The organism is Streptosporangium sandarakinum, assembly GCF_050942225.1.
GTDB lineage: Bacteria > Actinomycetota > Actinomycetes > Streptosporangiales > Streptosporangiaceae > Streptosporangium > Streptosporangium nondiastaticum.
In genome coordinates this window covers 231,217-253,836 of sequence record NZ_CP192034.1, presented here as the reverse complement: position 1 = coordinate 253,836, position 22,620 = coordinate 231,217, and the positions used below count along the sequence as shown (strand labels likewise).

The 22,620-nt window shown below is 64.8% G+C and carries 23 protein-coding genes and 1 pseudogene; 6 read left to right on the top strand and 18 right to left on the bottom strand.

Annotation, left to right across the window (positions count from 1 at the left end; genetic code table 11):
• Nucleotides 1-101: 101 nt before the first annotated feature.
• The 12 genes and pseudogenes from ACQP10_RS01280 to ACQP10_RS01225 form a co-directional block, all read right to left on the bottom strand.
• Nucleotides 102-695, bottom strand: coding sequence for a MarC family protein (locus ACQP10_RS01280; RefSeq protein WP_399498776.1), 594 nt, complete (start codon nt 693-695; stop codon nt 102-104).
• Between the two features lie 191 nt (nt 696-886).
• A complete protein-coding gene (locus tag ACQP10_RS01275; protein WP_346018119.1) occupies nt 887-3,109 on the bottom strand; it encodes a heavy metal translocating P-type ATPase in 2,223 nt (740 codons plus the stop codon).
• Nucleotides 3,110-3,136: 27 nt separating this feature from the next.
• Nucleotides 3,137-4,132, bottom strand: coding sequence for a hypothetical protein (locus ACQP10_RS01270; protein ID WP_346018120.1), 996 nt, complete (start codon nt 4,130-4,132; stop codon nt 3,137-3,139).
• Complete coding sequence (locus ACQP10_RS01265) at nt 4,129-4,338, bottom strand: heavy-metal-associated domain-containing protein (RefSeq protein WP_346018121.1); 210 nt, start codon at nt 4,336-4,338, stop codon at nt 4,129-4,131. The genes ACQP10_RS01270 and ACQP10_RS01265 overlap by 4 nt, the downstream gene beginning before the upstream one ends.
• Nucleotides 4,339-4,382: 44 nt before the next feature.
• A complete protein-coding gene (locus tag ACQP10_RS01260; protein ID WP_179821112.1) occupies nt 4,383-4,652 on the bottom strand; it encodes a metal-sensitive transcriptional regulator in 270 nt (89 codons plus the stop codon).
• Entirely contained in the window at nt 4,645-5,163 is a 519-nt protein-coding gene (locus tag ACQP10_RS01255; protein ID WP_346018122.1) for a carboxymuconolactone decarboxylase family protein, read from the bottom strand. The genes ACQP10_RS01260 and ACQP10_RS01255 overlap by 8 nt, the downstream gene beginning before the upstream one ends.
• A 652-nt stretch (nt 5,164-5,815) precedes the next feature.
• Nucleotides 5,816-7,063, bottom strand: a complete 1,248-nt coding sequence (locus ACQP10_RS01250) for an SGNH/GDSL hydrolase family protein (RefSeq protein ID WP_346018123.1) — start codon at nt 7,061-7,063, stop codon at nt 5,816-5,818.
• 77 nt (nt 7,064-7,140) lie between these two features.
• A complete protein-coding gene (locus tag ACQP10_RS01245) occupies nt 7,141-7,650 on the bottom strand; it encodes a hypothetical protein (RefSeq protein WP_346019679.1) in 510 nt (169 codons plus the stop codon).
• Between the two features lie 5 nt (nt 7,651-7,655).
• Nucleotides 7,656-8,477 (bottom strand): alpha/beta hydrolase, encoded by an 822-nt coding sequence (locus ACQP10_RS01240; RefSeq protein ID WP_346018124.1) that lies wholly within the window; start codon nt 8,475-8,477, stop codon nt 7,656-7,658.
• Nucleotides 8,474-9,262: an SDR family NAD(P)-dependent oxidoreductase gene (locus ACQP10_RS01235; protein WP_346019680.1), complete on the bottom strand. Its 789-nt coding sequence runs from the start codon at nt 9,260-9,262 to the stop codon at nt 8,474-8,476. The genes ACQP10_RS01240 and ACQP10_RS01235 overlap by 4 nt, the downstream gene beginning before the upstream one ends.
• Before the next feature lie 35 nt (nt 9,263-9,297).
• Nucleotides 9,298-9,885, bottom strand: coding sequence for an MFS transporter (locus tag ACQP10_RS01230; RefSeq protein WP_346018125.1), 588 nt, complete (start codon nt 9,883-9,885; stop codon nt 9,298-9,300).
• A gap of 82 nt (nt 9,886-9,967) precedes the next feature.
• Nucleotides 9,968-10,141, bottom strand: a pseudogene (locus ACQP10_RS01225) (MFS transporter); the annotation flags it as partial.
• Nucleotides 10,142-10,365: 224 nt separating this feature from the next.
• On the opposite strand from ACQP10_RS01225, the gene ACQP10_RS01220 reads away from it, so the two are divergent.
• Entirely contained in the window at nt 10,366-10,986 is a 621-nt protein-coding gene (locus tag ACQP10_RS01220; RefSeq protein WP_346018126.1) for a TetR/AcrR family transcriptional regulator, read from the top strand.
• A 663-nt stretch (nt 10,987-11,649) separates the two neighbouring features.
• On the opposite strand, the gene ACQP10_RS01215 is transcribed toward ACQP10_RS01220, so the two are convergent.
• On the bottom strand, nt 11,650-11,901 hold the full coding sequence (locus tag ACQP10_RS01215; RefSeq protein WP_346018127.1) for a hypothetical protein: 252 nt from the start codon (nt 11,899-11,901) through the stop codon (nt 11,650-11,652).
• 202 nt (nt 11,902-12,103) lie between these two features.
• Here ACQP10_RS01215 and ACQP10_RS01210 point away from each other — a divergent pair, with 202 nt between their 5' ends.
• Nucleotides 12,104-12,361 carry a hypothetical protein gene (locus ACQP10_RS01210; protein ID WP_346018128.1) on the top strand — a complete coding sequence of 86 codons (258 nt, stop codon included), beginning with the start codon at nt 12,104-12,106 and terminating at the stop codon, nt 12,359-12,361.
• Nucleotides 12,362-12,589: 228 nt separating this feature from the next.
• The gene (locus tag ACQP10_RS01205; protein WP_346018129.1) at nt 12,590-12,913 is read left to right on the top strand and encodes a hypothetical protein; all 324 of its coding nucleotides are present in this window, start codon (nt 12,590-12,592) and stop codon (nt 12,911-12,913) included.
• A gap of 864 nt (nt 12,914-13,777) precedes the next feature.
• Here ACQP10_RS01205 and ACQP10_RS01200 read toward each other — a convergent pair.
• Both ACQP10_RS01200 and ACQP10_RS01195 read right to left on the bottom strand, forming a co-directional pair.
• A complete protein-coding gene (locus ACQP10_RS01200) occupies nt 13,778-14,005 on the bottom strand; it encodes a hypothetical protein (RefSeq protein ID WP_346018135.1) in 228 nt (75 codons plus the stop codon).
• A gap of 416 nt (nt 14,006-14,421) precedes the next feature.
• A complete protein-coding gene (locus ACQP10_RS01195; RefSeq protein WP_433540720.1) occupies nt 14,422-14,856 on the bottom strand; it encodes a MerR family transcriptional regulator in 435 nt (144 codons plus the stop codon).
• 44 nt (nt 14,857-14,900) lie between these two features.
• Between ACQP10_RS01195 and ACQP10_RS01190 the strand changes: the two genes are divergently transcribed.
• Entirely contained in the window at nt 14,901-15,725 is an 825-nt protein-coding gene (locus tag ACQP10_RS01190; protein WP_346018137.1) for an MBL fold metallo-hydrolase, read from the top strand.
• Nucleotides 15,726-16,428: 703 nt separating this feature from the next.
• Here the strand turns inward: ACQP10_RS01190 and ACQP10_RS01185 are convergent.
• Nucleotides 16,429-17,379, bottom strand: coding sequence for a hypothetical protein (locus ACQP10_RS01185; protein ID WP_433540719.1), 951 nt, complete (start codon nt 17,377-17,379; stop codon nt 16,429-16,431).
• A gap of 829 nt (nt 17,380-18,208) precedes the next feature.
• On the opposite strand from ACQP10_RS01185, the gene ACQP10_RS01180 reads away from it, so the two are divergent.
• Nucleotides 18,209-19,243, top strand: coding sequence for a hypothetical protein (locus ACQP10_RS01180; RefSeq protein WP_433540718.1), 1,035 nt, complete (start codon nt 18,209-18,211; stop codon nt 19,241-19,243).
• 416 nt (nt 19,244-19,659) lie between these two features.
• Here the strand turns inward: ACQP10_RS01180 and ACQP10_RS01175 are convergent, their stop codons facing one another.
• Together ACQP10_RS01175 and ACQP10_RS01170 are read right to left on the bottom strand one after the other, a co-directional pair.
• Complete coding sequence (locus ACQP10_RS01175) at nt 19,660-20,328, bottom strand: hypothetical protein (RefSeq protein WP_433540717.1); 669 nt, start codon at nt 20,326-20,328, stop codon at nt 19,660-19,662.
• Between the two features lie 190 nt (nt 20,329-20,518).
• Entirely contained in the window at nt 20,519-21,598 is a 1,080-nt protein-coding gene (locus ACQP10_RS01170; protein ID WP_433540716.1) for a hypothetical protein, read from the bottom strand.
• 394 nt (nt 21,599-21,992) lie between these two features.
• On the opposite strand from ACQP10_RS01170, the gene ACQP10_RS01165 reads away from it, so the two are divergent.
• Complete coding sequence (locus tag ACQP10_RS01165; RefSeq protein WP_433540715.1) at nt 21,993-22,436, top strand: DUF4279 domain-containing protein; 444 nt, start codon at nt 21,993-21,995, stop codon at nt 22,434-22,436.
• Nucleotides 22,437-22,620 lie beyond the last annotated feature (184 nt).

Here is a 22,620-nt window from a genome sequence, read left to right as displayed (position 1 = left end):
AGGCGCAAGGAACGTAACATACCCCCAAGGGGTATGACAAGGCGGTGGGCAGGGGCATGCCGGAGGCCCCGTGGCCTCCGGCGTCGGGCTGCCGTATCGCCTCAGATCCAGTGCAGGATCGCCCCGGCGACGAGCTCCACGGCTATGGCCGCGGCCAGAAGCCCCATGATCCGGGTGACCAGGTTGAGCCCGTTGTCCTTGAGCAGCCGCCCGATGAAGGGCGAGAAGTGCAGAGTCAGCCAGGTCAGCAGCAGTGCCGCCGCCAGGGCGAGGGCTACCGCCACCACGGCGGAGGCGCTTCCGGCCTTCTCCATGTAGAGCATGGTCGCCGCGATGGCGCCGGGTCCGGCCGGCAGAGGCGTGCCGAGCGGGACGAACGCCACGCCACCGCTCTCGGCCGCGGTGCGGTCGCGTGCGCAGTCCGCCTTGAGCAGGTCGAGCGCGATCAGGGCGAGCAGGGCACCGCCGGCCACCTGGAGCGCCTGGAGAGAGATCCCGAGTGCGTCGAGCAGGCCCTTGCCGGTGACGGCGAAGACGGTCACGATCCCGGCGGCCACGAGCACCGAGACCCGAGCCGTTCTGCGCTGTCCGGACGGGCTCTGGTGCCGGGTGAGGGTGAGGAACACCGGGATGGCGGCAAGCGGGTCGAAGATGACGAGCAGGGTGACGAAGGCCTGCGTGAACAGGGCCGACATGACGGGCCTCCACGGGCGGGTCCGATGTGCCCCGCCCCTGGAGTCGTCAGAGGGACGGGATGGACTCGGTAGCCGTGGAGAAGCAGGGGATCGTCCGGCGCGGCCACATCACGACCATGGCAGTCCCTCCTTTCGAGCAGTCCGGTGGCCGGTGGCCCGGGTTTCCCGGACCACCGGCCACCGGCGTCCTGTTACTTGAAGCCGCGCAGGCGCAGGCTGTTGGTGACCACGAAGACGCTGGAGAAGGCCATCGCCGCTCCCGCGATCATCGGGTTGAGCAGGCCCAGCGCCGCGAGCGGCAGGGCGGCCACGTTGTAGGCGAAGGCCCAGAACAGGTTGCCCTTGATGGTGCCCAGCGTCCGGCGGGAGAGCCGGATCGCGTCCGCGGCCACTCGAAGGTCGCCGCGGACCAGGGTGAGGTCCGAGGCCTCGATCGCCGCGTCCGTTCCGGTGCCCATCGCCAGGCCGAGGTCGGCCTGGGCGAGCGCGGCGGCATCGTTGACGCCGTCACCCACCATCGCCACCCTCTTACCCTCGGCCTGGAGCTTCTTGACGACATCCACCTTGTCCTTGGGCAGGACCTCGGCGATCACCTCGTCGATGCCGACCTCGGCCGCGACGGTCCTGGCGACCGCCTCGTTGTCGCCGGTGAGCAGCACCGGGGTGAGGCCGAGTGCCCGCAGTCGCTGGATGGCCTCCTTGCTGGTCGGCTTCACCACGTCGGCCACCACGAGGACGGCCCGGGCCTTGCCGTCCCAGCCGACGGCGACAGCCGTACGGCCGGCCGCCTGAGCCTCCTGGAAGGCGCGCTCCAGTTCGACGGGCAGGTGCTGCGACCACTCGGCCAGCAGCTTGGGCCGGCCGACCAGGACGGCGTGGCCGTCCACGATGCCCTGGACGCCGAGGCCCTCGACGTTGGCGAAGTCCTCCACCGTGGCGGTGGACTGCGCGGCGCGGGCGATCGCCTGGGCGATCGGGTGCTCGGAGGCGTGCTCCAGGGCTCCGGCGAGCTTGAGGACCTCGTCGCGGTCCTCGCCCTCGGCCAGGAGCACATCGGTGAGGGTCATCTTGCCCTCGGTCACGGTGCCGGTCTTGTCGAGGACGATCGTGTCGATCCTGCGGGTGGACTCCAGCACCTCCGGGCCCTTGATCAGGATGCCCATCTGAGCACCCCGGCCGGTGCCGACCAGCAGAGCCGTCGGCGTCGCCAGGCCGAGCGCGCAGGGGCAGGCGATGATCAGTACGGCCACCGCGGCCGTGAAGGCCGCCGCCGCACCGGACCCGGTGCCGAGCCAGAAGCCGAGGGTGCCGAGCGCCAGAGCGATCACGATCGGGACGAAGATGCCCGAGATACGGTCGGCCAGCCGCTGGACCTGGGCCTTGCCGGTCTGGGCCTCCTCCACCAGCTTGGCCATCTGGGCCAGCTGGGTGTCGGAGCCGACGCGAGTGGCCTTGACGATCAACCTGCCGCCCGCGTTGACGGTGGCGCCGGTGACGGGGTCGCCCTGCCCTACCTCCACCGGGACCGACTCGCCGGTCAGCATGGAGGCGTCGATGGCGGAGGTGCCCTCCTCGATCACGCCGTCGGTGGCGATCTTCTCGCCCGGGCGGACCAGGAAGAGGTCACCGACGTTGAGCTGGTCGGTGGGAATCCGCCGGCCGTCGACGAGCTCGACCTCCTTGGCGCCCAGTTCGAGCAGTGCGCGCAACGCCGCTCCCGCGCGGCGCTTGGATCGCGCCTCGAAGTAGCGTCCGGCCAAGATGAACGCGGTCACACCGGCGGCGGCCTCAAGATAGATGTTGCCGGAGCCGTCACTGCGGGCGATCGTGAACTCGAACGGGTGCGTCATACCCGGTACGCCTGCCGTACCGAAGAACAAGGCCCACAGCGACCAGCCGAGCGCGGCCAGCGTGCCCAGGGACACCAGGGTGTCCATGGTCGCCGCGCCATGCCGCAGGTTGGTCCAGGCCGCCTTGTGGAAGGGCCAGCCCGCATAGACCACCACCGGAGCGGCCAGCGTCAGCGACAACCACTGCCAGTTGGTGAACTGCAGCGGGGGGATCATCGCCATCGCGATCACCGGAACGCTCAGCACCAGGCTCGTGACCAGGCGGTTGCGCAGCGGACGGAGCTCGTCCTCCGGCTCCTGGGCCTCCTGGCCCGACTCCGCCTTCGGCGGGGCGGGGAGAGCCGCGGTGTAGCCGGCCGACTCCACTGTGGCGATCAACTGCTGCGGGTCGATGCCCTCGGGAAAGGTCACCTTCGCCTTCTCGGTGGCGTAGTTGACCGTCGCGGTGACGCCGTCCAGCTTGTTCAGCTTGCGCTCGATCCGGTTGGCGCAGGACGCGCAGGTCATGCCACCAATGGATAGCTCGATGGCGCCTTGGCGCTGGTCATCGGTAAGCGGAGACATCACCGCTCCTTTCTTTGCGTCCTGCTGTCAGTGCTTGTGGTCGGCGCCGTGCTCGGTGGAGCCGGCCGTGGGCTTCGCGTTCGGGTCCACCGTGGAGTCCTGCTCGGCGCCGAGGGTGAAGTCGGCGGTCCGGACCTTGCCCTCATGCTGGAAATCGAGGAAGAGCCGGTAGTCGCCGCGGCTGGGTACCTCGGCGTAGAAGACGATCTCCGGGCCGGGCCGGGTCTTGCCGTCGCCGGGCTCACCGTCGGGGTGTACGTGGAGATAGGCCAGGTCGCTGCCGCGCAGGGCCACCAGGTGCCCGTAGGCGCCGAGGTAGGGCTGCAGGTCGGTGACCGGCTTGCCGTCCTTGCTGACCTTGAGGGTGAGCTTGCTCTGCCGGCCGGGGAGCAGCTCGCCGTCGAGGGTGACGGTGTAGCCGTCGACCTCGGACGTACGGCCGGCCGCGGGCAGCGCCTTGGGTGTGTAGTCGCCCGCGACGAGCAGGTCGCCGCCGAGCGTCAGGGCCTGACCGCCGGTCGGCGCGAAGTCGGCGAAGGCCCGGTAGGCCCCAGCCTCGGGCAGCGTCAGCTTGACCGACCAGACGCCGTCGCCGGCCTCGACCGGGTGGAGATGCTGAAAGGTGCCCAGGTCACGCGAGACGACGATGAAGTGGAGCTTCTTGTCGTGCTGGACCTGGTAGTCGGTGACCGCCTTGCCGTCAGGGCCGGTCACGGTGAACCGGAAGTCTGTCGACTCGCCCGGCTTGATCGCCGTGGTGAGCGGGGTGAAGGTGTAGCCGCTCTCGGACACTTGAAGCCCCCCGGGGGTACTGTTCTCGGCTTGTTGCGCGGGAGCGGCGTGCTCTCCGTGGCCTGCGGTGGTTTGTGGAGCCGGAGCCGCCACGGCGTGGCCGCCGCTGCCATGGCCCGGCTTCGCCGGCTCCCCGCCCAGCGGTCCGACGACGTTGCCGAGCCCGAGCGCTCCGCCGAAGATCAGGGCGAGGCCCGCCATGTAGGCGCCGATCTTCGCTGCGGCGTTCATGGGTTCACCACTTCGTATCCGGCCTCTTCGACCGCGGCGTTGATCCGCGCCGCGTCGACCGGGCTTTCACTCGTCACGGTCAGCAGCCCGGTGGCCAGGTCGACGTCGACCTCGGTCACGCCGGCGACCTCGCCGACCTCCTCCTTGACGGAGCTGACGCAGTGTCCGCAGGTCATGCCCTTGACGGTGTAGGTGGCGGTGGCCATGACAATCACCTCTCGTCTTGTGACTCTTATGAGTCTTGTGATTCTTATGAACGGACCAGGCGCGCGATCGCGTCTGCCGCTTCCTTGATCTTGATGTCCGCCTCGGCGCCGCCCTTCCGCGTCGCCTCCGCGACGCAGTGGGCCATGTGCTCCTCCAGGAGGACCAGGGAAAAGGACTGCAGGGCGCTGGTGGCCGCCGAGACCTGGGTCAGGACGTCGATGCAGTACTTGTCGTCGTCGACCATCCGCTGCAGGCCCCGCACCTGCCCCTCCACCCGGCGCAGCCGCCGCAGGTGAGCCGCTTTGTCATTCATCGGGCTCAAGTCCGATCAGCAGGTTGAAGGCGCCGGTCAACAGGTTCAGCGACACCAGGCCGACGATCTCCGCGATCACCCGGTCGCTCCAGCCATGGGCTCGCAGCTCGGCCACGTCCTCGTCGGAGAGGGACGAAGGCTCGGCCAGCACCCGCACGGCCACGGCGATCAAGGCGGCCTCGCGCGCGTCGGTCGAGGTGCCCTGGCGGGCCAGCTCGATGTCCACTTCGCTGAGCCCCGCCGCTCGCGCCGCCTTGGTGTGCGCCGACAAGCACATCGCGCAGCCGATCCACTCCTGCACCGCGAGCGAGACCTTCTCGCTCAGCGGGCGGGGGATCTTCACCCGCTTGATCGCGCGGGAGAAGTCCAGGTAGCCCTGGAGCAGCGCGGGCGAGTGGGCCATCGTGGCCACCATGTCGCCCACCCCGCCGCGCCTGGCGACGATGTCACTCAGGATCTCGCGGGACTTGTCGGGGGCTTCCGACGGGTCAAGTGCTTGAAGGCGTCTCATCGTGTCCTCCTCATCTGTCGCCAACCATATACCCCCCGTGGGTATTCCGGAACCCCCTATGGGTATCAGTGACTCGAACACGAATGTTCGGGTCACTGGAGGGTGCATGAAGAACCGAGGCTGGGCATGGGCAGGCGTGCGAACGGCGAGGGCTCGGTCTTCCCGCACCTCGGCCTGTGCGTCACCGCGCTCAGGCACCGCCGGCATGTCCGGGAGGACGCGCAAGCCTTGAGCCCTGGCGAGTAAGGATCGCGAACGGCTGTCCGCGTAGGGCGGTGTTGCTGCATCCCACTGCTGTACGGCTATGACGAAGGCCCTCCGGGATGATCCCGGAGGGCCTTTGACCTGCTGCGCGGCCGAGATGACTCGAACCCCTGACCTTCTGCCCCGCAGGGAAGGGCGGATGCCGCGTCAGAGGCGTCCCGGCCTGGCCAGGCGATAGATGAGGGCTGGTGGGATGCGATCGCGTAAGACGGTGTCGCTGTACGGCGCGGCTGCATGAAGCCGGCCGCAAGAATGTCGACCATGTGCGCGAGCATCTGGTCGGGCATCGGCAGAGGGCGGCGCCCCAGGTGCTCGCGGGCCTCATGGCCGCTCGAGACCGTCACATCGCGAGCACCGGGAACGGCTTCCCATGCGGATGGTCTCCCGGTCAGAGCCGGTCGGCGATGACGTGGGCCATGGCGGTGTAACCGGCGTCGTTGGGGTGCAGGTGGTCACCGCTGTCGTAGGCGGGGTTGAGCACGTCGGGGTCACCGGGGGCGGCCATGGCCTGGTCGAGGTCGGCGACGGCGTCGAACTCGCCTGAGGTGCGGATCCATTGGTTGACGGTGTCGCTGACGGCGGCGGCGTGGTCGCCCCAGTGGTCGGAGTTCTTGAACGGTAGCAAGGTGGCTCCGACGACCTTGACGCCCTTGGCGTGGGCTTGGCGGATGAGACGGCGGTAGCCGGTGATCAGCTCGTCCGCGGAGACGACGGGCGCGGGCTTGTACGTCGGGGTGTCGGACTCGCTGAATCCGATGTCGTTGACGCCCAGCAGCACGACGACCGCGCCGACGCCGGACTGGTCGAGCACGTCCCGCTTGAAGCGGGTCGCGGAGCGGTCGCCGTACCAGGCGGAGTCGTTGAGCACGAGGTTGCCGCCGATGCCGGCGTTCAGGACGGGGCGGGCGCGGCCGGTGGCGGCGAGGCGCTCGGCGAGTTCGTCGGGGTAGCGGTCGTTGGCGTCGCCGGTGGAGCCGAACCCGTCCGTGATGGAGTCGCCGAAGGCGACTACCCCGTCGCGGGTCCTGGGCCCGCCCGCGACGTCGACACCGGACAGGTAGTACCACGAGTGCGTCGTCTGGTCGTAGGCGTTCGAGGTGGTGTCGGCGCTGTGGTCGCCCTGGGCGCGATAGCTGGTGGCGTGCGCCTGGGAGTGGAAGGTCGCCGGTCCGGTGGTCCCGGCGAAGTAGAGGGTGACCGCCACGGACTGGAAGGGGCTCACGTCGAGTTTGATCGGGTCGCTGGACAGGCTGCCGCGTGCGGGGATGCTGGCCGAGGTGGCGTGGCTGAAGGTCAGCTTCCGTACGGGCTGAGGCCGGATCGCGGCGCCTTGGCCGGCGTAGGCGACAGTGGCACCCGTCAGGCGCACAGGGGTGGGACCGTAATCGTTCGACAGGCGGATGCGCAGGGATGAGCCGCCGGCGGTGAGCCTCACGATCTGGCGCACGCTCTGGCCGGTGAAGCCTTCCTCTGACCAGTTCGGCCCGAATCCGGTGCTGGCCCGCTGCGGTGCGGCGATCCAGGCCGCCTGCCAGCCCGCCTGCCGGTCTGTGCCGGCTTGGGCGGGGGCGGCCACGGCGAGCGCGAGGGCCAAGGCCGACACCGCCGCGCCGCTCTTTGCCGCGAAGTTCTTCATGGTGACTCCTTAATGAAACTGACGTTCCGTTAATAAGAACGATAGGGGATGTAGCGCTTAATGGCAACTTAGTTCCGTTAATCCTGCGAGTGGAGGGCGGGGACGATCCGCCAGTCACGCTGGAAGACGAGGTTGTGCAGGTCGGCGGCGGCGATGGCGCGCAGCACGGGGACGAGCTCGGCCGCCTGTTCCGCGCCGACGACGTTGAGCGGCCACTCCCCGAGGGTGGCGCCGCGCAGATGCGGATGGTGAAAGGCGGCGCCGTAGTGGGCGGTCAAAGTGATCGGGGCGATGCCCGCCTCGCGCTGCCGCGGCCACGACAACCGCCAGGCGGCGAAGCTGCCGCCTTGGAGGTCCCGGCGCGTGCCGGTGGCCTGCAGCGTGCCCGTACCGAGCAGGAGGTACTGGTCGAACTCGGCGAGAACCTGGCGGGCGGGCGCGTCGAGCAGGCGGACGGCCTGCTCGAACGCGGCCTCCTTGCCGCGCCGGGTGATCTCGCCGGCGTGGGTACCGTCGCGCAGGTCGCCGAAGTGGCGGACGAGGGCTTCCAAGGGAGCGGGCGGGACACCGTGCCCGCCGGTGCTCATGGTGCTCACGACAGGTCCTTCCGGCTGATGGCTCGCGCTATGTGGTCGAGAACGGGACTGTCCTGGCGGAGCACGTCTCCGTGCACGGCCCCCGGCGGGTGCAGCAGGCGCACCGGAACCCCGTCGCGGCGGAGCCGGCACGCGTAGGAGTCGACGTCGTCGCGTACCGGGTCGTGGGCGCCTACGGCGAGGACGGCGGGTGCCATGCCTGCCAAGGACGGCGCCTCCCAGGGCGTCGAATACACCCGGGTGCCGTCCTCGTCGTAGGTGGCGGGCTCGCCGTCGCCGCGCCAGGCAAGCCAGGCTTGCCGCAGCAGGGCGGCCTGCGGGAACGCCTGGGGACTCCGGTGGTAGGACGGGCTGCTGCACGTGGGGTCGAACGGTGGGTAGGCCAGGACCTGCGCCGCCAGCGGCAGGCCGCGCTCTCGCGCGACCAGGGCGGCGCAGGCGGCGAGCGTACCGCCGGCGCTGTCGCCGCCCACCGCGAGCGGTGCCCCCGCCGCCCGTCCGGCGGCCCAGGAAAGCGCTGTGAGAACGTCATGTACGGCTCGGGGGTGGCGGTGCCGTGGCGCGAGCCGATAGTCGACGCTGATCACCGTCCAGCCGGAGCGCTTGGCCAGGGACGCCGTGGCGTGGTGCCACTCGGCGGTCGAACCGTGCTGCCAGCTGCCGCCGTGCGCCCAGACCAGGAAGCCTGCCGGGGGACCGTTGGCCGGTGCCGGCCGGTGGATCTGGACCGGAACGGGATCCGGCCCGGGAAGGATGAGGCGGGACCACTGCGGGGCGCCGCTCCCACCACGGGCCGGCGTCGATCTGTCCAGGCTCACAGCTGACGCAGAGCTCCTCCGTCGATGGTCCACTCGGCGCCGGTGACCTGTGCGGCCCAGGGTGACAGGAGGTAGGCGATGACGCCGGCCACCTCGTCGGGGGTGCCGATGCGCCCGGTCGGCAGGCGGCGCTCGACGCGGATGAAGTGTTCGATGGCGTCCGCGGGCGACAGGTCGAACCGCTCGGCGAGCTGTTCGGCGAAGCCGCCAGGGGCGTCGAAGAGCTCGGTGCGTGTGGGGCCGGGAGAGACGACGTTGGAGCGCACCCCGGCCGGCCCGAAGGCCGCGGACAGGGATTTCGACACTGACAGCAGCGCCGCTTTGGACGCGGCGTAGTCGGCGATGGTCACGTCGGGCAGGCGGGCCGCCTCGCTGGCGACATGAACGATGCCGCCTCCCCCTGGGTTCTTCTCCAGGACCGGCAGCACCGCGCGGGTGAGCCGGACGGCCGAGTGGAGATTGAGCTCGAAGGTGGCGTGCCACTGATCGTCGTCGATGTCCGCAAAGGTGGGGCGGGAGGTGAGGGCGGCCGCGTTGTTGACCAGGCCGTCCAGCCTGCCGTGACGAGCCAGGATCTGTGAGACGGCGTAGGCCGCCGTGGCGGGGTCGGTGAGGTCGGCGCGGATGAACTGCGTGGTGGGCGGCAGCGTGGGGATGGCCGAGCTACCGCGGGCGAGCGCCACGACGCGGGCTCCCTCCGCGGCGAGCAGGTGAGTGGTCGCCAGACCGATCCCGCTGGTCGCGCCCGTCACGAGAATCACCTTGCCGGAGAGCTGAAGATCCATGTCGTGCTCCTTGAAGTGGGAGAGGAGGCCGGCGGTCAGTTCTGCGTGCGGCCGTGCCGGGCGCGCAGGAAGACGGCGGCGATGAGGACGCAGAGGAGGACGAGGGCGGCGTTGGCGGCTATGGCGACGGTGACGCCGTGCAGGATCGCACTGGCGGACATGGCGCCCATGGTGGCCGCGGTGACGATCGCGGACATGACGGGAGTCCCCATGGTGATGCCGATCTGCTGGGACATGGACGCCAGTCCGGTGGCCAGGCCCTGCTCGTGGTCCGGCAGGCCGGTGGTGGCGGTGATCATGAAGCCGACGATGACCAGCATGTTGCCGACCCCGCCCAGGAAGATCGCCGGAAGCATCAGCGCCATCGAGGCCGAGGTGCTGCCCAGGAAGAGCAGGACGCCGGTGAAGGCCGCCTGCAACAGCCCGCCCCCGACCAGGACGGCCAGAGTGGAGGTCCTGGAGATCAACTTCGGCGCGAGCATGCCCCCGGCCACGGTTCCGAGCCCCAGGACGCCGAACGAGAGCCCGGCGGTGAGGGCCGAGAAGCCGAGCGTCTTCTGCATGTACAGCGTGAGCAGGTACACCAGGGAGGTCTCGGTGACGAAGGCGAGCAGTCCCAGCACGTTGCCCCAGGCCGAGGATCTCGGGGTTCGGGGCGAGCCCGCCGACGAGCGAGGCCAGGCCGAGGAGGGCCAGGCTGCCGAGGAAGATGCGCTTGCGGCCGATCAGATCGCCGATGCGGCCGAAGAAGAGGGTGAACCCGGCCGCGCCCAGGGCGAAGGAGGTGGCGATCCACTGCAGGTCGGACAGGGAGAAGCCGAGGGTGTCGCCGATCTTGGGCAGGGCCACGTTCAGGATCGAGAAGTCGACGGCCAGCATGAACTGGGCGACCAGCAGCACCACGAGGACGGCTTTCATGCGGCCGGTCAGCCGCTGCGGGATCGGGGGACCGGACACAGGCTCTGTGGTCATGGTCATGACGGGGAACTCCTTCGAACGCTTAAACGGCTCTATGGTTCCGTTAAGATGTGAGGAACGATAACACCGTTGTCGCCCTAAGGGAACAATAGTCCCAATAAGGGTGCCTCTTGAGAGGAGTCCGCATGGCCGCCGCCTCGCAGCAGAGCGCCGCACCGCCGCCGGGCGCCGTCCGGCCCGGTGGGCGCACCGCCCGCGTCCGCGAAGCCGTTCTTCAGGCCACAGGAGACGTCCTGGCCGAGAAGGGATTCGACGCCCTCGACCTGGCCGAGATCGCCCGTGTCGCCGGGGTAGGGAAGACCACCGTCTACCGTCGCTGGGGCACGCCCGGCGCTCTCGCCGCCGACCTGCTCGACGACATGGCCCAGGGATCGTTGCCCCGCTCCCATACCGGCAGCGTCGAGGAGGACCTGCGGGACAATGCCCGACTGGTCGTCAAGACCCTCACCGACCCCCGGCAGGGACGTCTGTTCAAGGCACTGATCGCCGCCTCGCTCTGCAACGACGAGGCGGCCCAGGCGCTGCACCGCTTCTACGCCAAACGCATCGACGAATGGGCCGGCTGCGTCGGCGACGCGGTCGAGCGAGGAGAGCTACCCGCCGGGACCGATCCGCGACGGGTGATCGCAGCCGTCTCCGCGCCCCTGTATTACGCGCTGCTCAACACGGGGGAACCGCTCGACGATGACGCCGCCGAGCGCGCCGCGGCAGGAGCGCTGGCGGCGGCGCGCGCCGGCGTCGCGTGACGGGAGCCAGGTGATTCGGGGCCGCCTCGCGGATGGGCCTGCCCAGGGGCGGCCGAACGGGGCTGCGGGCTCCACCCGATGGCCGTCCCCCTGACCAGGGAGTGTTCCCCCGCATGAAGCCGGAGGCCGTCCTCAGCGCGCGGGACCTCCACCGCGTTCCATGCTTGCTTCCCCGTTCGAAACACGGAGTCTGAGAAAGACAGGCATGACGGCGAAGAGGAAGCGGATCGGCCGACGGCGGTGCCCGCGATCACGGCTCCGGCGGTACTGGCGACTGCCGGGTGCCGGGCGGCCCCTGCGCCGGTGTCGGGCGGTAAGCAGTCTCCCGCGGTGAGCGCCCTGGAGAAGAACGCCCACGTGCCGCGGTCGACGGAGCCCGGGGCAGCACCACCGACCCGGGGGCGCTGGGAACGATGATCGGCGACGCCAAGGCCGAAGTCGGAACCCGCAGCAGCCACGGCAGGGCGACCGAGACCTTCGCTGAGGCGCTCAGGAGGTGGTGATGGGAACCACCCTGTCCACAAGGGGCCTGGAAGATCGATAAAACAAGAAGGCCCGTTCCCAGGTTTTCCCTGGGAACGGGCCTTCTTGTCTGGCGCGACTGAGAGGACTCGAACCCCTAACCTTCTGATCCGTAGGTTCCCGAACGGCCTTCAGGATCGTTCAGAGCCGTCCGTCCTGCTGCTCGTCGGGTCTTCGGCTGTTCAGATCCATCCGGCTCGGTTCGTGATCGTCCGCTTGGGTGGTTCCCATCGTGGCTCCCAAGCCCGGAGCGGCACCTTTGGCGAGATCTCTCATCAGGACAGTCCTGATCAGGGTCGCATGGCTGGCCGTCTGCCGGCAGTGGACGACGCGACGGTTCCAGCGTCGGTCGGCATACTGCGCGTCATCTAGATCAAAGCGGTTGTGGAGCATGAAGCCTCCACCAGATGATCATGAGCATGGCCGATCCGCCTGACCCTTTGCCCGAGTTCTTCGACTGCGGCTGCTCGGACATCTACTACTGCCCGCGAGCCGGTGAGGTCGAGTGCCCCCGGCATAGTGGCTTCGACGTTTGCTGTGACGCGGTCGAGCAGCACACTCCGATCCATGTAACCACCAGTTATCAGGAGGCTCCGTGACAGAGGAAGAGAAAGAGGTACCCGTAGGCCAGGCCCTGAACGGCCTCGATGTCTATCCGCTTCCCGAGGGATGGACCGCCCTGGGAGCGATAGTCCTTGTGAAGTGCCTCGATGAAGAAGGCCATTCCTCTTGGGCGTTCAGGACCACGGATGGGCTGAGCGATGAGGAACTCCTCGGTGCCCTGACCGTCCGAACCGATCTCCTACGCCGCAAGCTCTACGACGACTACACCGGCGATGACGATGACGACTGAGACAAGGCCGATCACCTAACGACAGCATCGGCTTGGGAAGTGCATCGATCACGCCTCGTAGGGGGCCGATCTGGGCGTTGGGCCAGCCATGATTGACCCCTCGTCACCTTGGCTGATGGCTCGGCGATCAGCCGGTGGTCGGCTCCTCTCGCGCGGCGCGTACGCCTCCGCCCGCCTGATCATCCCGGAGTCGGAGCGTCCCCGCCGGAGATTGGAAGGGGTTCATCAATGGCGCTGCGTCGCTGGTTGGTCCGTGGGTTCTGGTGGCTGGACACCGTGCTGGGAGGCGACGCCCAACCTGGGCGAAGTCAGATCTTCACTGCGCGGCATCCGGTCAAGATGGGGGTGCGAGTGGGGGCGGCGGTGGGAGCTCTGCTTGCGGTGCTGGAAGTTCTGTCCGCGAAGGCATGGGGCTGGGGTGAGACGGGGATTCTGTGTGTTCTTATCGCCTTCTTCAGCGTGTTCATGACGGGCATCGGGTTCTGGGAGCGGCGGAGGCAGCAGCATTACGGCTTCTATGAGGAGGCTGGGCATACCGAGCTCGACGGCTGAGATCGATGCTGTGCGGTGGCGCGGCGCTGGGGTCGGCGCGTTGGTTGGGTACGGCGGGCCCGTGGTGCGGCTACGGCCCGGGCCACCGCCGGCCGGGCCCTCTCCCTTTTTGCCGCGAGGCGTTCCCGAAAGGTAGACGTCCCGGTGCCCGCAGGTCGCTGATCGAATAGAGAGCGCTACGGATGTGGAAAGCCCGGGCTTCTGACACCCTGCTTGCAAATCGGCCCGGTCACCAGGGGCAGCGGCCCCGACCTGGGCAAGTGGCAGCCCGCGAGTATCCCTGAGTGCCCCCTGATGACCGCTCTTGATAGCCCGCTAATGGCCCGTTGATCAGGCTTGTTGCCAGTCGGCGACGCACTGCATACGCCCCCAGTCTCCTGCTCCACCTCCGTCCTCCTCATAGCTGTCGACCTCCCAGGACGGGACCGCTGCGTCAAGGGTCAGCGAAGCTGATCGTGAGGCAACGGCGCAGGCGCCCTCGGCTCGGCGAGCACGAGACACCTGGGCGGCAAGGAGGACGAAGGGCCATCGGATTAGAAGTGGATGACCCTTCATGGGCTTCGCATAGCCTCTGATCTGCGGAATGAGGCGTCGAGGGTCAGCCGAAGACGGAGATCATCCCGTGCATATCCCGCAACGCCTATTGAGTAGCCACGGCTCCCTATGAGTCCCTCATGGTCTCCTCACCGACGGGCATGCAACGAGCACGGGGCATGGCTTCTGCTTCCTCGCGGCATGCCTATGGTCGTATGGCCGGGCCGAGGAAGGAACGTCTCCACACGGTCCTGTGGACGCCGGCTCGGCCGAGCTAGACGCTGGCATGGATGTGCCTCGCGCTGTGTGCTTTCCCGTATGACAGCGGTCTCAGAGTTTGTACAGCCTGTTGAACGGTGTAGTGATTCGTTGCTGCCGCGATCCGAAATCGACGAACACGGCGATCTCGTCTTCTACAGCGATGACGACGCCGAGACCATACCGATCATGGGTCACTTGGTCGTTCACGCTGAACCGCTCGGCAGGCGGGGCGGGGGGCGGGGGCTTGAAGGGACTTGTGGACAGGTGGCGACGGGGCGCGCCGCTGGCTGACTTCATCCCCACCAGTATGTGCCGCCTGTTGGAACGCTCGCAACGGGACATGGACATGGCCCTGAAAATGACCAAGGTGTGAGTCTGGATCAGCGTCCTGAACTGGGCCTTCGCGCGTGGAGCGGATGACGGGAATCGAACCCGCGCTGTCAGCTTGGGAATTGCATCGATCATGGCCCACTGGAACCCTGAGCTGGGCAGCGAGCCGGTCCTGAGTGACCGTGGCGGACCCCTCGCCCCCCTCTTAATGGCCCGCTAATAGCCCAACGATCAGCCAGCGACCTGGTATTTCTCGCGCAACGCGCGTACCCCGGCCCGCCTGATCAACCCGTCCGCCTTCGACCCGCCCAAAGGGGAAGCGGGCCAGGGGCTCTGGCCCGTATGGCAGGGAGCCTTCACTGCACGAACAGGGTGCGTCGGGATCAAGCCTGGTCTACAGGAACCGGTCCCAGGGGGTCGGAAAGGGTGCCGGGTTGGAAGGTGCGCTTGAAGTCGGGGCACTCCACGAGCGGCTCGTGCGTGCAGGTCGAGGCGTGGCGGAGGCCGTCGCGCATGCGGATCAAGCGGGCTATGTCCTCCTCCAGTTCCTCGGCCTTGCGCGTCATACGAGTGCGTAGCTCCAGGTCGCCGGGGGTTGCCCGCAGGAATCCGGCGATCTCGGCGATGGTGAACCCGGCGCCACGTGCGCAGGTGATGAAGGCGAGGTGTTCGAGGACCTCGGAGTGGTAGGTCCGGCGCAACCCGTTGCGGCCCGCCGGGGCGACGAGGCCCCGCTTCTCGTAGAACCGCAGCGCCGACGCCGCCAGTCCGGAGCGCTCGGCTACCTCTGCAATGTCCAGCAGTTGCTCGCCCACCATGCCTCCTTGACTTGAACCGCGCTTCAACTAGCAGGCTAGCCGCCATGCAGATCCATCACCTCAACTGCGGGTCCGTACGGCAGATCGAAGCCACCTACCCGGGCCCGGCCCCCGCGCACGCCGTCAACCACTGCCTGCTGGTCGAGACCGACTCCGAAGGACTGGTCCTCATCGAAACCGGTCTCGGCCTGGACGATGTACGCGACCCCAGCCATACCCTCGGCGCCGACTGGGTCGAGATGGCCCAGCCCGTGCTGGACGAGCAGGAAACGGCCATACGCCAGATCGCCCGGCTGGGGTATGACCCCGGCGACGTACGCCACATCATCGTGACGCACCTCGATGTGGACCACTGCGGTGGCCTGCCCGACTTCCCCACCGCCCAGGTCCACGTTCTGGCGGCCGAGCTTGAAGCCGCGACCAGCCAGGCGCCCAGCTTCCGCTACCGCCCGGCCCACTGGGCGCACCACCCGAACTGGGTGACCTATCCCACCGGCCCCGGCGAGGACTGGTTCGGCTTCGCCTCCCTGCAGCCCCAGGGCCTTCCGCCGCAGATCCGCCTGATCCCGCTCGGCGGCCACACCGCCGGCCACGCCGGAGTGGCGGTCCAGGACGGCGACCGCTGGCTCCTGCACTGCGGTGACGCCTACTACTACCACCGGGAACTCGGTGACGCCCCCCAACCTCACCCGCTCCTGGACCTGGTGCAAACCAGGTCAGAAGTTCACCACGATCTCAGACTCGGCACTCAGGCTCGCCTCCGCGAACTCCTCCGCCGTCACGGCGACCAGGTGTCGATCTTCAGCGCTCACGACCCCTGGGAACTCCATCACCACCGTCACCCCGAGCAGCCCATGGTGCTGCAGTAGGTTCGCAGGGCCACGCGGCAACCGGATCTGTTGCCTGAGACGAAGCGCTACCACCAGAGCAACGCGTAATTACGCGGCCTGATCTCTGCCGCTGGACATCCGGACTGCGGTGCACGGTCAACCGCGCTTCCCGGTGAGCCAGGGGGAGGAACGAACCCTGGGTCTTCGATCGCCTCCGACCGCGACGGACCTGGGCCACCTTGTGACGATCGGATGGCGTCCTGCTTCGCTTGGCGAACGAGGTCTGCCAGCGACCAACGAGGAGTGGCTTGCGCAGGTCTTCCCTGCGGACTGGGTTCGCCGTCTACAGGGGGCTTCGGCGGCGTCCGAGCAGAGCGACTGGCGGCTTGGAGGGTACGAGCCGCGGTAGGAGATGCAAGCGGCTGTGTTGCTGTACAACGCTGCTGTACGGCCACGAAAAAGGCCCTCCGGGATCATCCCGGAGGGCCTTTGACCTGCTGCGCGGCCGAGAGGACTCGAACCCCTAACCTTCTGATCCGTAGGTCCCCAAACGACGTCCGGGATCGTCCAGAGCCGTTCGCCGTGCTGCTCGCCGGGACTCCGGCCGTTCAAACCCGTCCGGCTCAGTTCATGATCGTCCGTTCGGGTGGCTCCCAGTGTGGCTCCCGAAACCGGACGGGCCTGGAGCGCTTCACCGGTGATCGCTTGCGCTCCCATCGGAGCCGCGAGGGCTGCTCAGCGGTTACTGGATGGTCATGCGGTAGCCATGTTCGACGGAGCGGGGGCAGAGGAAGATGGTGAGGGCTCCGGATCGGCCGAGGGCGAGCGTGGTGGGTTCGACGGTCTCCTCGCATTCGGGTGTTCCCCATGCGAGGTGGCGTTCTTCCAGGGGACGCCATCGTGGTTCGCTGCCGCCGTCCCACTCGCTGCTGTCCAGTTTGAGGAGCGGTTCGGTCTCGGTTCCGCAGACGTTACAGGGCAGCGGGTACATGTCGGTGAGGTGCCAGGACTCCCATCCGCCGATCTTGCAGCCGGGCGCCATGGACAGGAGGTACTGGTAACTGCTGTCATCCACCTGAGCGCTCCACCGGTTGAGAGCTGCTTGGACCTGCTCGGGCAGCTCCTCGCAGTCGGGGTACTCGGTGACGCGTTCGGGGTGGAGCACGCAGGGGCGCGGTAGGTAGTCCTCCTGGCTGAGGTCGGTCGCCGGGGTGCCGGGGAGGCTGTCGGGGCTGGCGTGGTGGCGCATGGGTGGTTCGGTGAGAACGTCGGTGAGGTCTGCGGTGTTGCGCCAGACCAGCAGAGGGACGGGTCCGCAGATGTCGTCCAGGTCGTGTTCGTTGGGGCACCACAGCACCTGGAGCAGGTCGGCTCCCTCGGGGAAGGGGATCTCCGGGATGTCGCGTGCGTAGAACTGCGCGACCCCGACCATGGGCGTCGGGGTTTCAGGAACGCGGTCCTCCCAGTCCGCCCAGCCGGGTTCACCGAAGGGCGCGGCCGGCATTTGGAGGGTCTGGTCGCATGCGGGCCATGGTTCGGTGACCGGCCAGATCAGCGGTCCCCCGATGTGACTGTCATGGATGGTCGGCTTCCCCGGCCGCGGATGGAGGCGGACCGCTGTTCTCGCGTACGCGCGCAGTTCGGGGAACATCTGGGTGACGTCGACCGGAGGGTCAGGGGTGGTCAGTGCCATGGCGGGGAGCTTAGGAGGCGGCACCGACACGGAACACCGACAGCTCCCGGCAAACGCCGTCACCAGCCCTAGCGGTTTTCAAGAGGGCCGTGTTCCACGTCGAGGTAACCCTTGCTATCAGCGCTGTCACACGAAGAGCGGGTCTAGCGACACAAAATCATCCCACGTATATCCCGCAGATCGAAGACTTCCTATCCCCACAGACAGATGCTGGACACGAAGGAGATCGCGTTCTTCCTTGATCCCGGCCAGTGTGAGAACCTCAGGGATTCAGGTTCAGGCCGACAGTACCCGTAATGTCCCACTTCCTACACAGGTGGATCCCCCATCCGAGCTTAATGATCGTGAGGACTAGCCCTCCGATGCCCTAACTCATCGAGGCCAAGGTTAAAGAACAGTCTCTGCTCGGATAGAGAATCTTACGCCCTCTGATGGCAAGCTCATGTTGATGTGTACCAGTCGTACGCATAGGAGGGGCGAGTTGAGGCCAGCGAGGAAATCTGCAGAGGACGTACTACAGGAGTTAGTTCGGCCGTCAAACGTAGCGGTTCATTCGAATCCGATGTTGGTCAGCAGTGTAGAAAAGGCGGCGACAAAGGAAGACAACGAGCGAAAAAATAAGGGCGAGCAACCGATTCGTCGGAAGAGCGGTTTAACTTTCCTATCAAGTTCGGAGGTCGGCGGTTCACTGGAATTGTCTCCATGGCATGCACTGCACGATCTATCCCAGGCTCTCTCATTGTCTCGCCAAGGCGCTGGCCGCGGCTTAGCGGAACACTGGGGAAGCCTCAAATACAGTCAGGCACTAGATCCGATTCCCCATGCGTATATGCAGTTGTCAGATGAAGGTAAGGGAATAGCGCGGTACTATAAGCAGCTCCAATCAAGAGAACTAGGTCAGGGCTTTGCCCTAGCATTGGCCAGACATGTTCTTAGACAGCGTTATCCGGATCGCTTTGTATCGATTGTCAGCGCAGACATCGTCATACGGGCGGGGTGGCAAAGAGGATCGTCTGGCTATCAGTACCAGCCTGACTTCTTCGCCGAAGTCTGGAAGCCGGGTGAGCCGTCATGGGTCATCCCGATGGCGACCAAGGGAAATCACGGCCGCGGACCCAGTTCTTCCTACAGGCAACTCGCAGCATGCTCGGCCCATGTGGAGGCCATGCATATCGGAAAGTGGGGCCAGACCCCCTGTCTCATCTTCAGTACGGAATTGTCGATGGAGGGCCCAGTTACGGTCCACTGCCTCCATGCCCCTGGAAAGAGCGGCTGGCTGAATGCCTTCCCTGAGCATCCCCTACGGAACCTGGATAGTGCCGCGGAGAACAAGAACATCATGCCAGGAATACAACCTCCCTCCGAAGGTGATGAAACCCCGGATCCCGAACCCGGATTTCATGTCCAGCCTCGGCACTACGCATGGTTTCATCATGTTTTGGCGCGGACAGCGACAGCTGGGGTGGCAGCCTTCGCTGGCGATGGCGACACCACCGCTCGCTACTTGACTACGCGCCAGGGAAGTCAGCGCTACACCACCGGCTTCGCACACCCGGCGACAGGCAGTGTCCAGGACGCGGCTCACGAACTCCTCGATATCTCGTTCATCGGTACGGACCACGTATTCAAGATGAACGGCAAGCGCGTAGAGGCGTTCTCTGGAGTCGCAGAGGATCTTTTTTCTCTCCTCTCCCCGAGAGATAAGAATGGGAAGCCGAACCCAGGAAGAGTTGAGCAGTATAGACATGAAATATACGACAGACGCGGAACATGGCCTGAGCAGATGTGGGATCAGAAATGGGGAGGTCCCGTATCAGTACACGAAGACGGAACCGTCCTAGCCATGCGTCTGCTACCTTTCTGACTCGCTGATCTGCTGGCCAGTTTTACGTGCGCCGCACCGACCGAGACGTTCGACAAGATTCTGATCCAAACGCGGCATGCGCAAAGGGCCGATGCGGGAATGCCGGCAATGCTTAATCGGCGCAGGATTCCGCTTGGTGAACCTTAGAGGGTCCGGACCCCTAATCCTATACTCGCAAATCGATCTGATCTTGAACAGCACAGGGCCTGAACTGGGCGGCGAGCTCCCCGCAAGCGACCGTGACTGACCACCGTTGTCCACCCTCAATGGCCCGGCGGTCACCCTGACCCTGCACGGATGACCGCTTCCTTTTCGTTTATGAGAACCGAAAACCGGATCTAGGGCGCCCCGACCACAGGGAACTGCGCGCCACATCTGTCTTTGCCGAATCAATTGAACATGGAAGCGCATTCACTTCAAGGCCAGTTTATGAAGTCAGATATTTTGTTGGTGACAATACCAACCAGAATCACACCTAGTACTCCTGCAATAGCCTTTATGGCCGGTTTTCTATAGGTTTCAGATATCCATGATATTAATAGTCGATCATTTCTTGGTGGGAGTTCGTGAGATAAAACCAGCGGATTCGATACGATAATAAAGCGATATCCGAGAACAAAAATGCTCAACGAGCATACTGCGGTCGCTGCAAAGATAACGATACTTGCCCATGAACCCTTATCGGCATCACGGGTAAATACAGACAGAAGAAACATTGGAGCGATGGACATAAGCATCAAAAATGGTGCTCTTAGGCGACCTAGTCGATCGACATATCCCACCATCATCTCTCTGAACACAAGTTCATTAACTCCAAGTACCCGTGCATTATCTTTTCCGGTTATAGCTAATGTCATTCCTGGCATTTCTCGACGAGCAACTAGAACACCGGATATGGCACCCTTCTTAGACGTGACCTCCACGCGGATAGAGAAAATATGCTGCACAGCACTGTTTGATAGCCTTTCGAATAATAAATTAATGTCCTTGAATGATTCTCGCCTGCCATCATTCCAGGATATCCATAGACGTGCTACGGAAACCCCCTCGCCACTGATGCACTCCGTTAAGGTGCGTGTGATCATCTGCAACTCGTCGTATGTTCCCGACCAACATTCTATTGAGGACTTTGCTACAGCTAGGTTTTGTTCTTTAATTATATACATGTAAGGACTACGAGTGTATGCCGCACGATCCCATTTAGGCGTCCGCACCTTCATTTTCTCAACCCCTTGACACTCGTGTACGATACGTATTGATGCCTAATTTTTTCTTCTATTTCTTCTTTGCTGGCGGCGTCTGCCTCTTAGGTGGAGCACAGGGAGGATAGTTAGGGCTATTCATTTTGGTTCCAAATATTGTATGCATTCCGCTTGCGCGACCCTGGCTATTGGGGTCTCTGCATATCTCGCGCCTTACAACATCGTCCGTCTTCACAGTTCGGATAGATCTTCCGAGCGTTAGAATGGTAGTCCAACTTTCATCGCTTTTTATTACATAGCCAGCGACTACGCCGATTTTGCTAATCTCCACTTTTTCTGAAGGCATCCAAGGGGCATCCCGCAAGAATACGGTTAAATTGCTAAGAATGAAGTATGCTATCAACCCCATAATTGCGGTATCCACTGATGACTTCCATGGGCGCGAAATTGCATCCATCCGCTCAATGTAGTTATTAACTATTCTCTCTCGTTCCTTTCGCAAGGCTCCCAGTTCGTCTAGATTCACAGGCCCCACTGTGGCGTTTTTTATTTTTCCGTCGACCTCTTCTAGTTCAATAACGTAGCCATGAAGGATTGAATCCTCGGGGTCGGGGTACTTCGTCTCTCTGGAATCTTCGCTCCGTCCTCGACCGTTATTTTTTTTCGCCCAATGCAACACATTAAATTTGCTAGCTTTTTTAGGACGAGCTGAATTTCTGTCTATGATCTTGTACACCATGATCATGACTACGGGCATAATTATCTGCAGCAATGTCACGACCCAAATTTGAATGAAAGAAAAAACAATAACTATAATGCAGTAAAAAGACCAGTTGGTGACAATTTCTCGTCGCGAAAGATTGTTTACGTCATTGATATGGACAATTCGCGCCCCTATAATGGACACCGTAGCCCCAAGAGTTGGGAGCAATGAAATAAGCATCCCTGGAGCTAGTTCGATCGGACCAATTTGTTGAATAACTGCTAGCGCAGTTTGCATATCGAGACGCGCGATGATCAAAATCCTGATCAAAATGATCAGAAAGAGCATCCCCGAGACAATCCATGGAATACTCTGAACAAACCGTTCTCGACTGGCAGCGTAACGATCTCCTTCTTCTAAGACATTTCGCTTAATGGTTTTCTTTGACACGTTCACACAATCCGATCTTTGTGACCTCGGCCCCCATGGTGGGCTGCATCTAAGGCGGATCTTAGGCCCGTTATGATGATCATTTTGGTGAAATGGCAGAGATCGCATACAAACGTAACTAGTGCCGTATAGGTGAGGGCTGAGCTGTCGTGTACCTCTCTTGCAGCACTACTTACGACGATGACCTTTGCGCTGCCGGTGGGCCGGGGCTGAGGAACGAAGCCCCGGACCGTCGATCGCCCCCAGCCTCTTACGGAGATCAGCCATCGCCAGGCGATCGCCAGGGCGGTATAAGGGCGGTGCCACCACGAAGGCATAGCAGCCAGACGCTTGATCTTCCCAGGTCGTTTAGGCAAGTCAGAGGTTCTCGGCTGTTTAGAGTCGCCCCACGGAAGTGGATCAGTACGTGTACTTCGCTCTCAAGAGCGAACGCATGTCTGCAGAGGAGATGGCCACGCGACTGGGACTTGAGGCGGATGAGGTCACGATTCGAGCCGGTAAGAGGCTTGAGCCCCCTCGTCCAGCGATGCACATCTGGCAGATCAACGTTCCCAGATTGAGCCTGCCCGTTGACGACATGATCACAGCTTTGGTCGACCGATTGGAGCCACACGCCCCAGCGATCGGAGCACTCGCCGACGAACTGGACCGGCATGAGCCCGGACACACTGCCGTCCTACAAGTGGTTCGCTTCTTCGGTGACGATGACAAGAACTCCGAGGAAGAGCGAACAACTCGACCCCGGCCACTGGGCTGGCACCTTGACCGCCGTGTCCTCGACTTCTTGCAGACCATTCGGGCGGAACTCGACGTCGATGAATACGGGGACGCCCTCTGATCATCGATCAGTGCCGCTCTGGCCATGTGCCGGCCCATAGCTTGGCCGAATGATTTTATGCGGCGGTGCGTCGCTGGTGGCGGCGAGTCTCGTTGGGTGCGGCGGGTACGCGGTGCGGCTACGGCCCGGGGCGCCGCCGGCCGGGACCGGCGCCCACGCCGCACGCCCGGACGGCGGGCGGCAG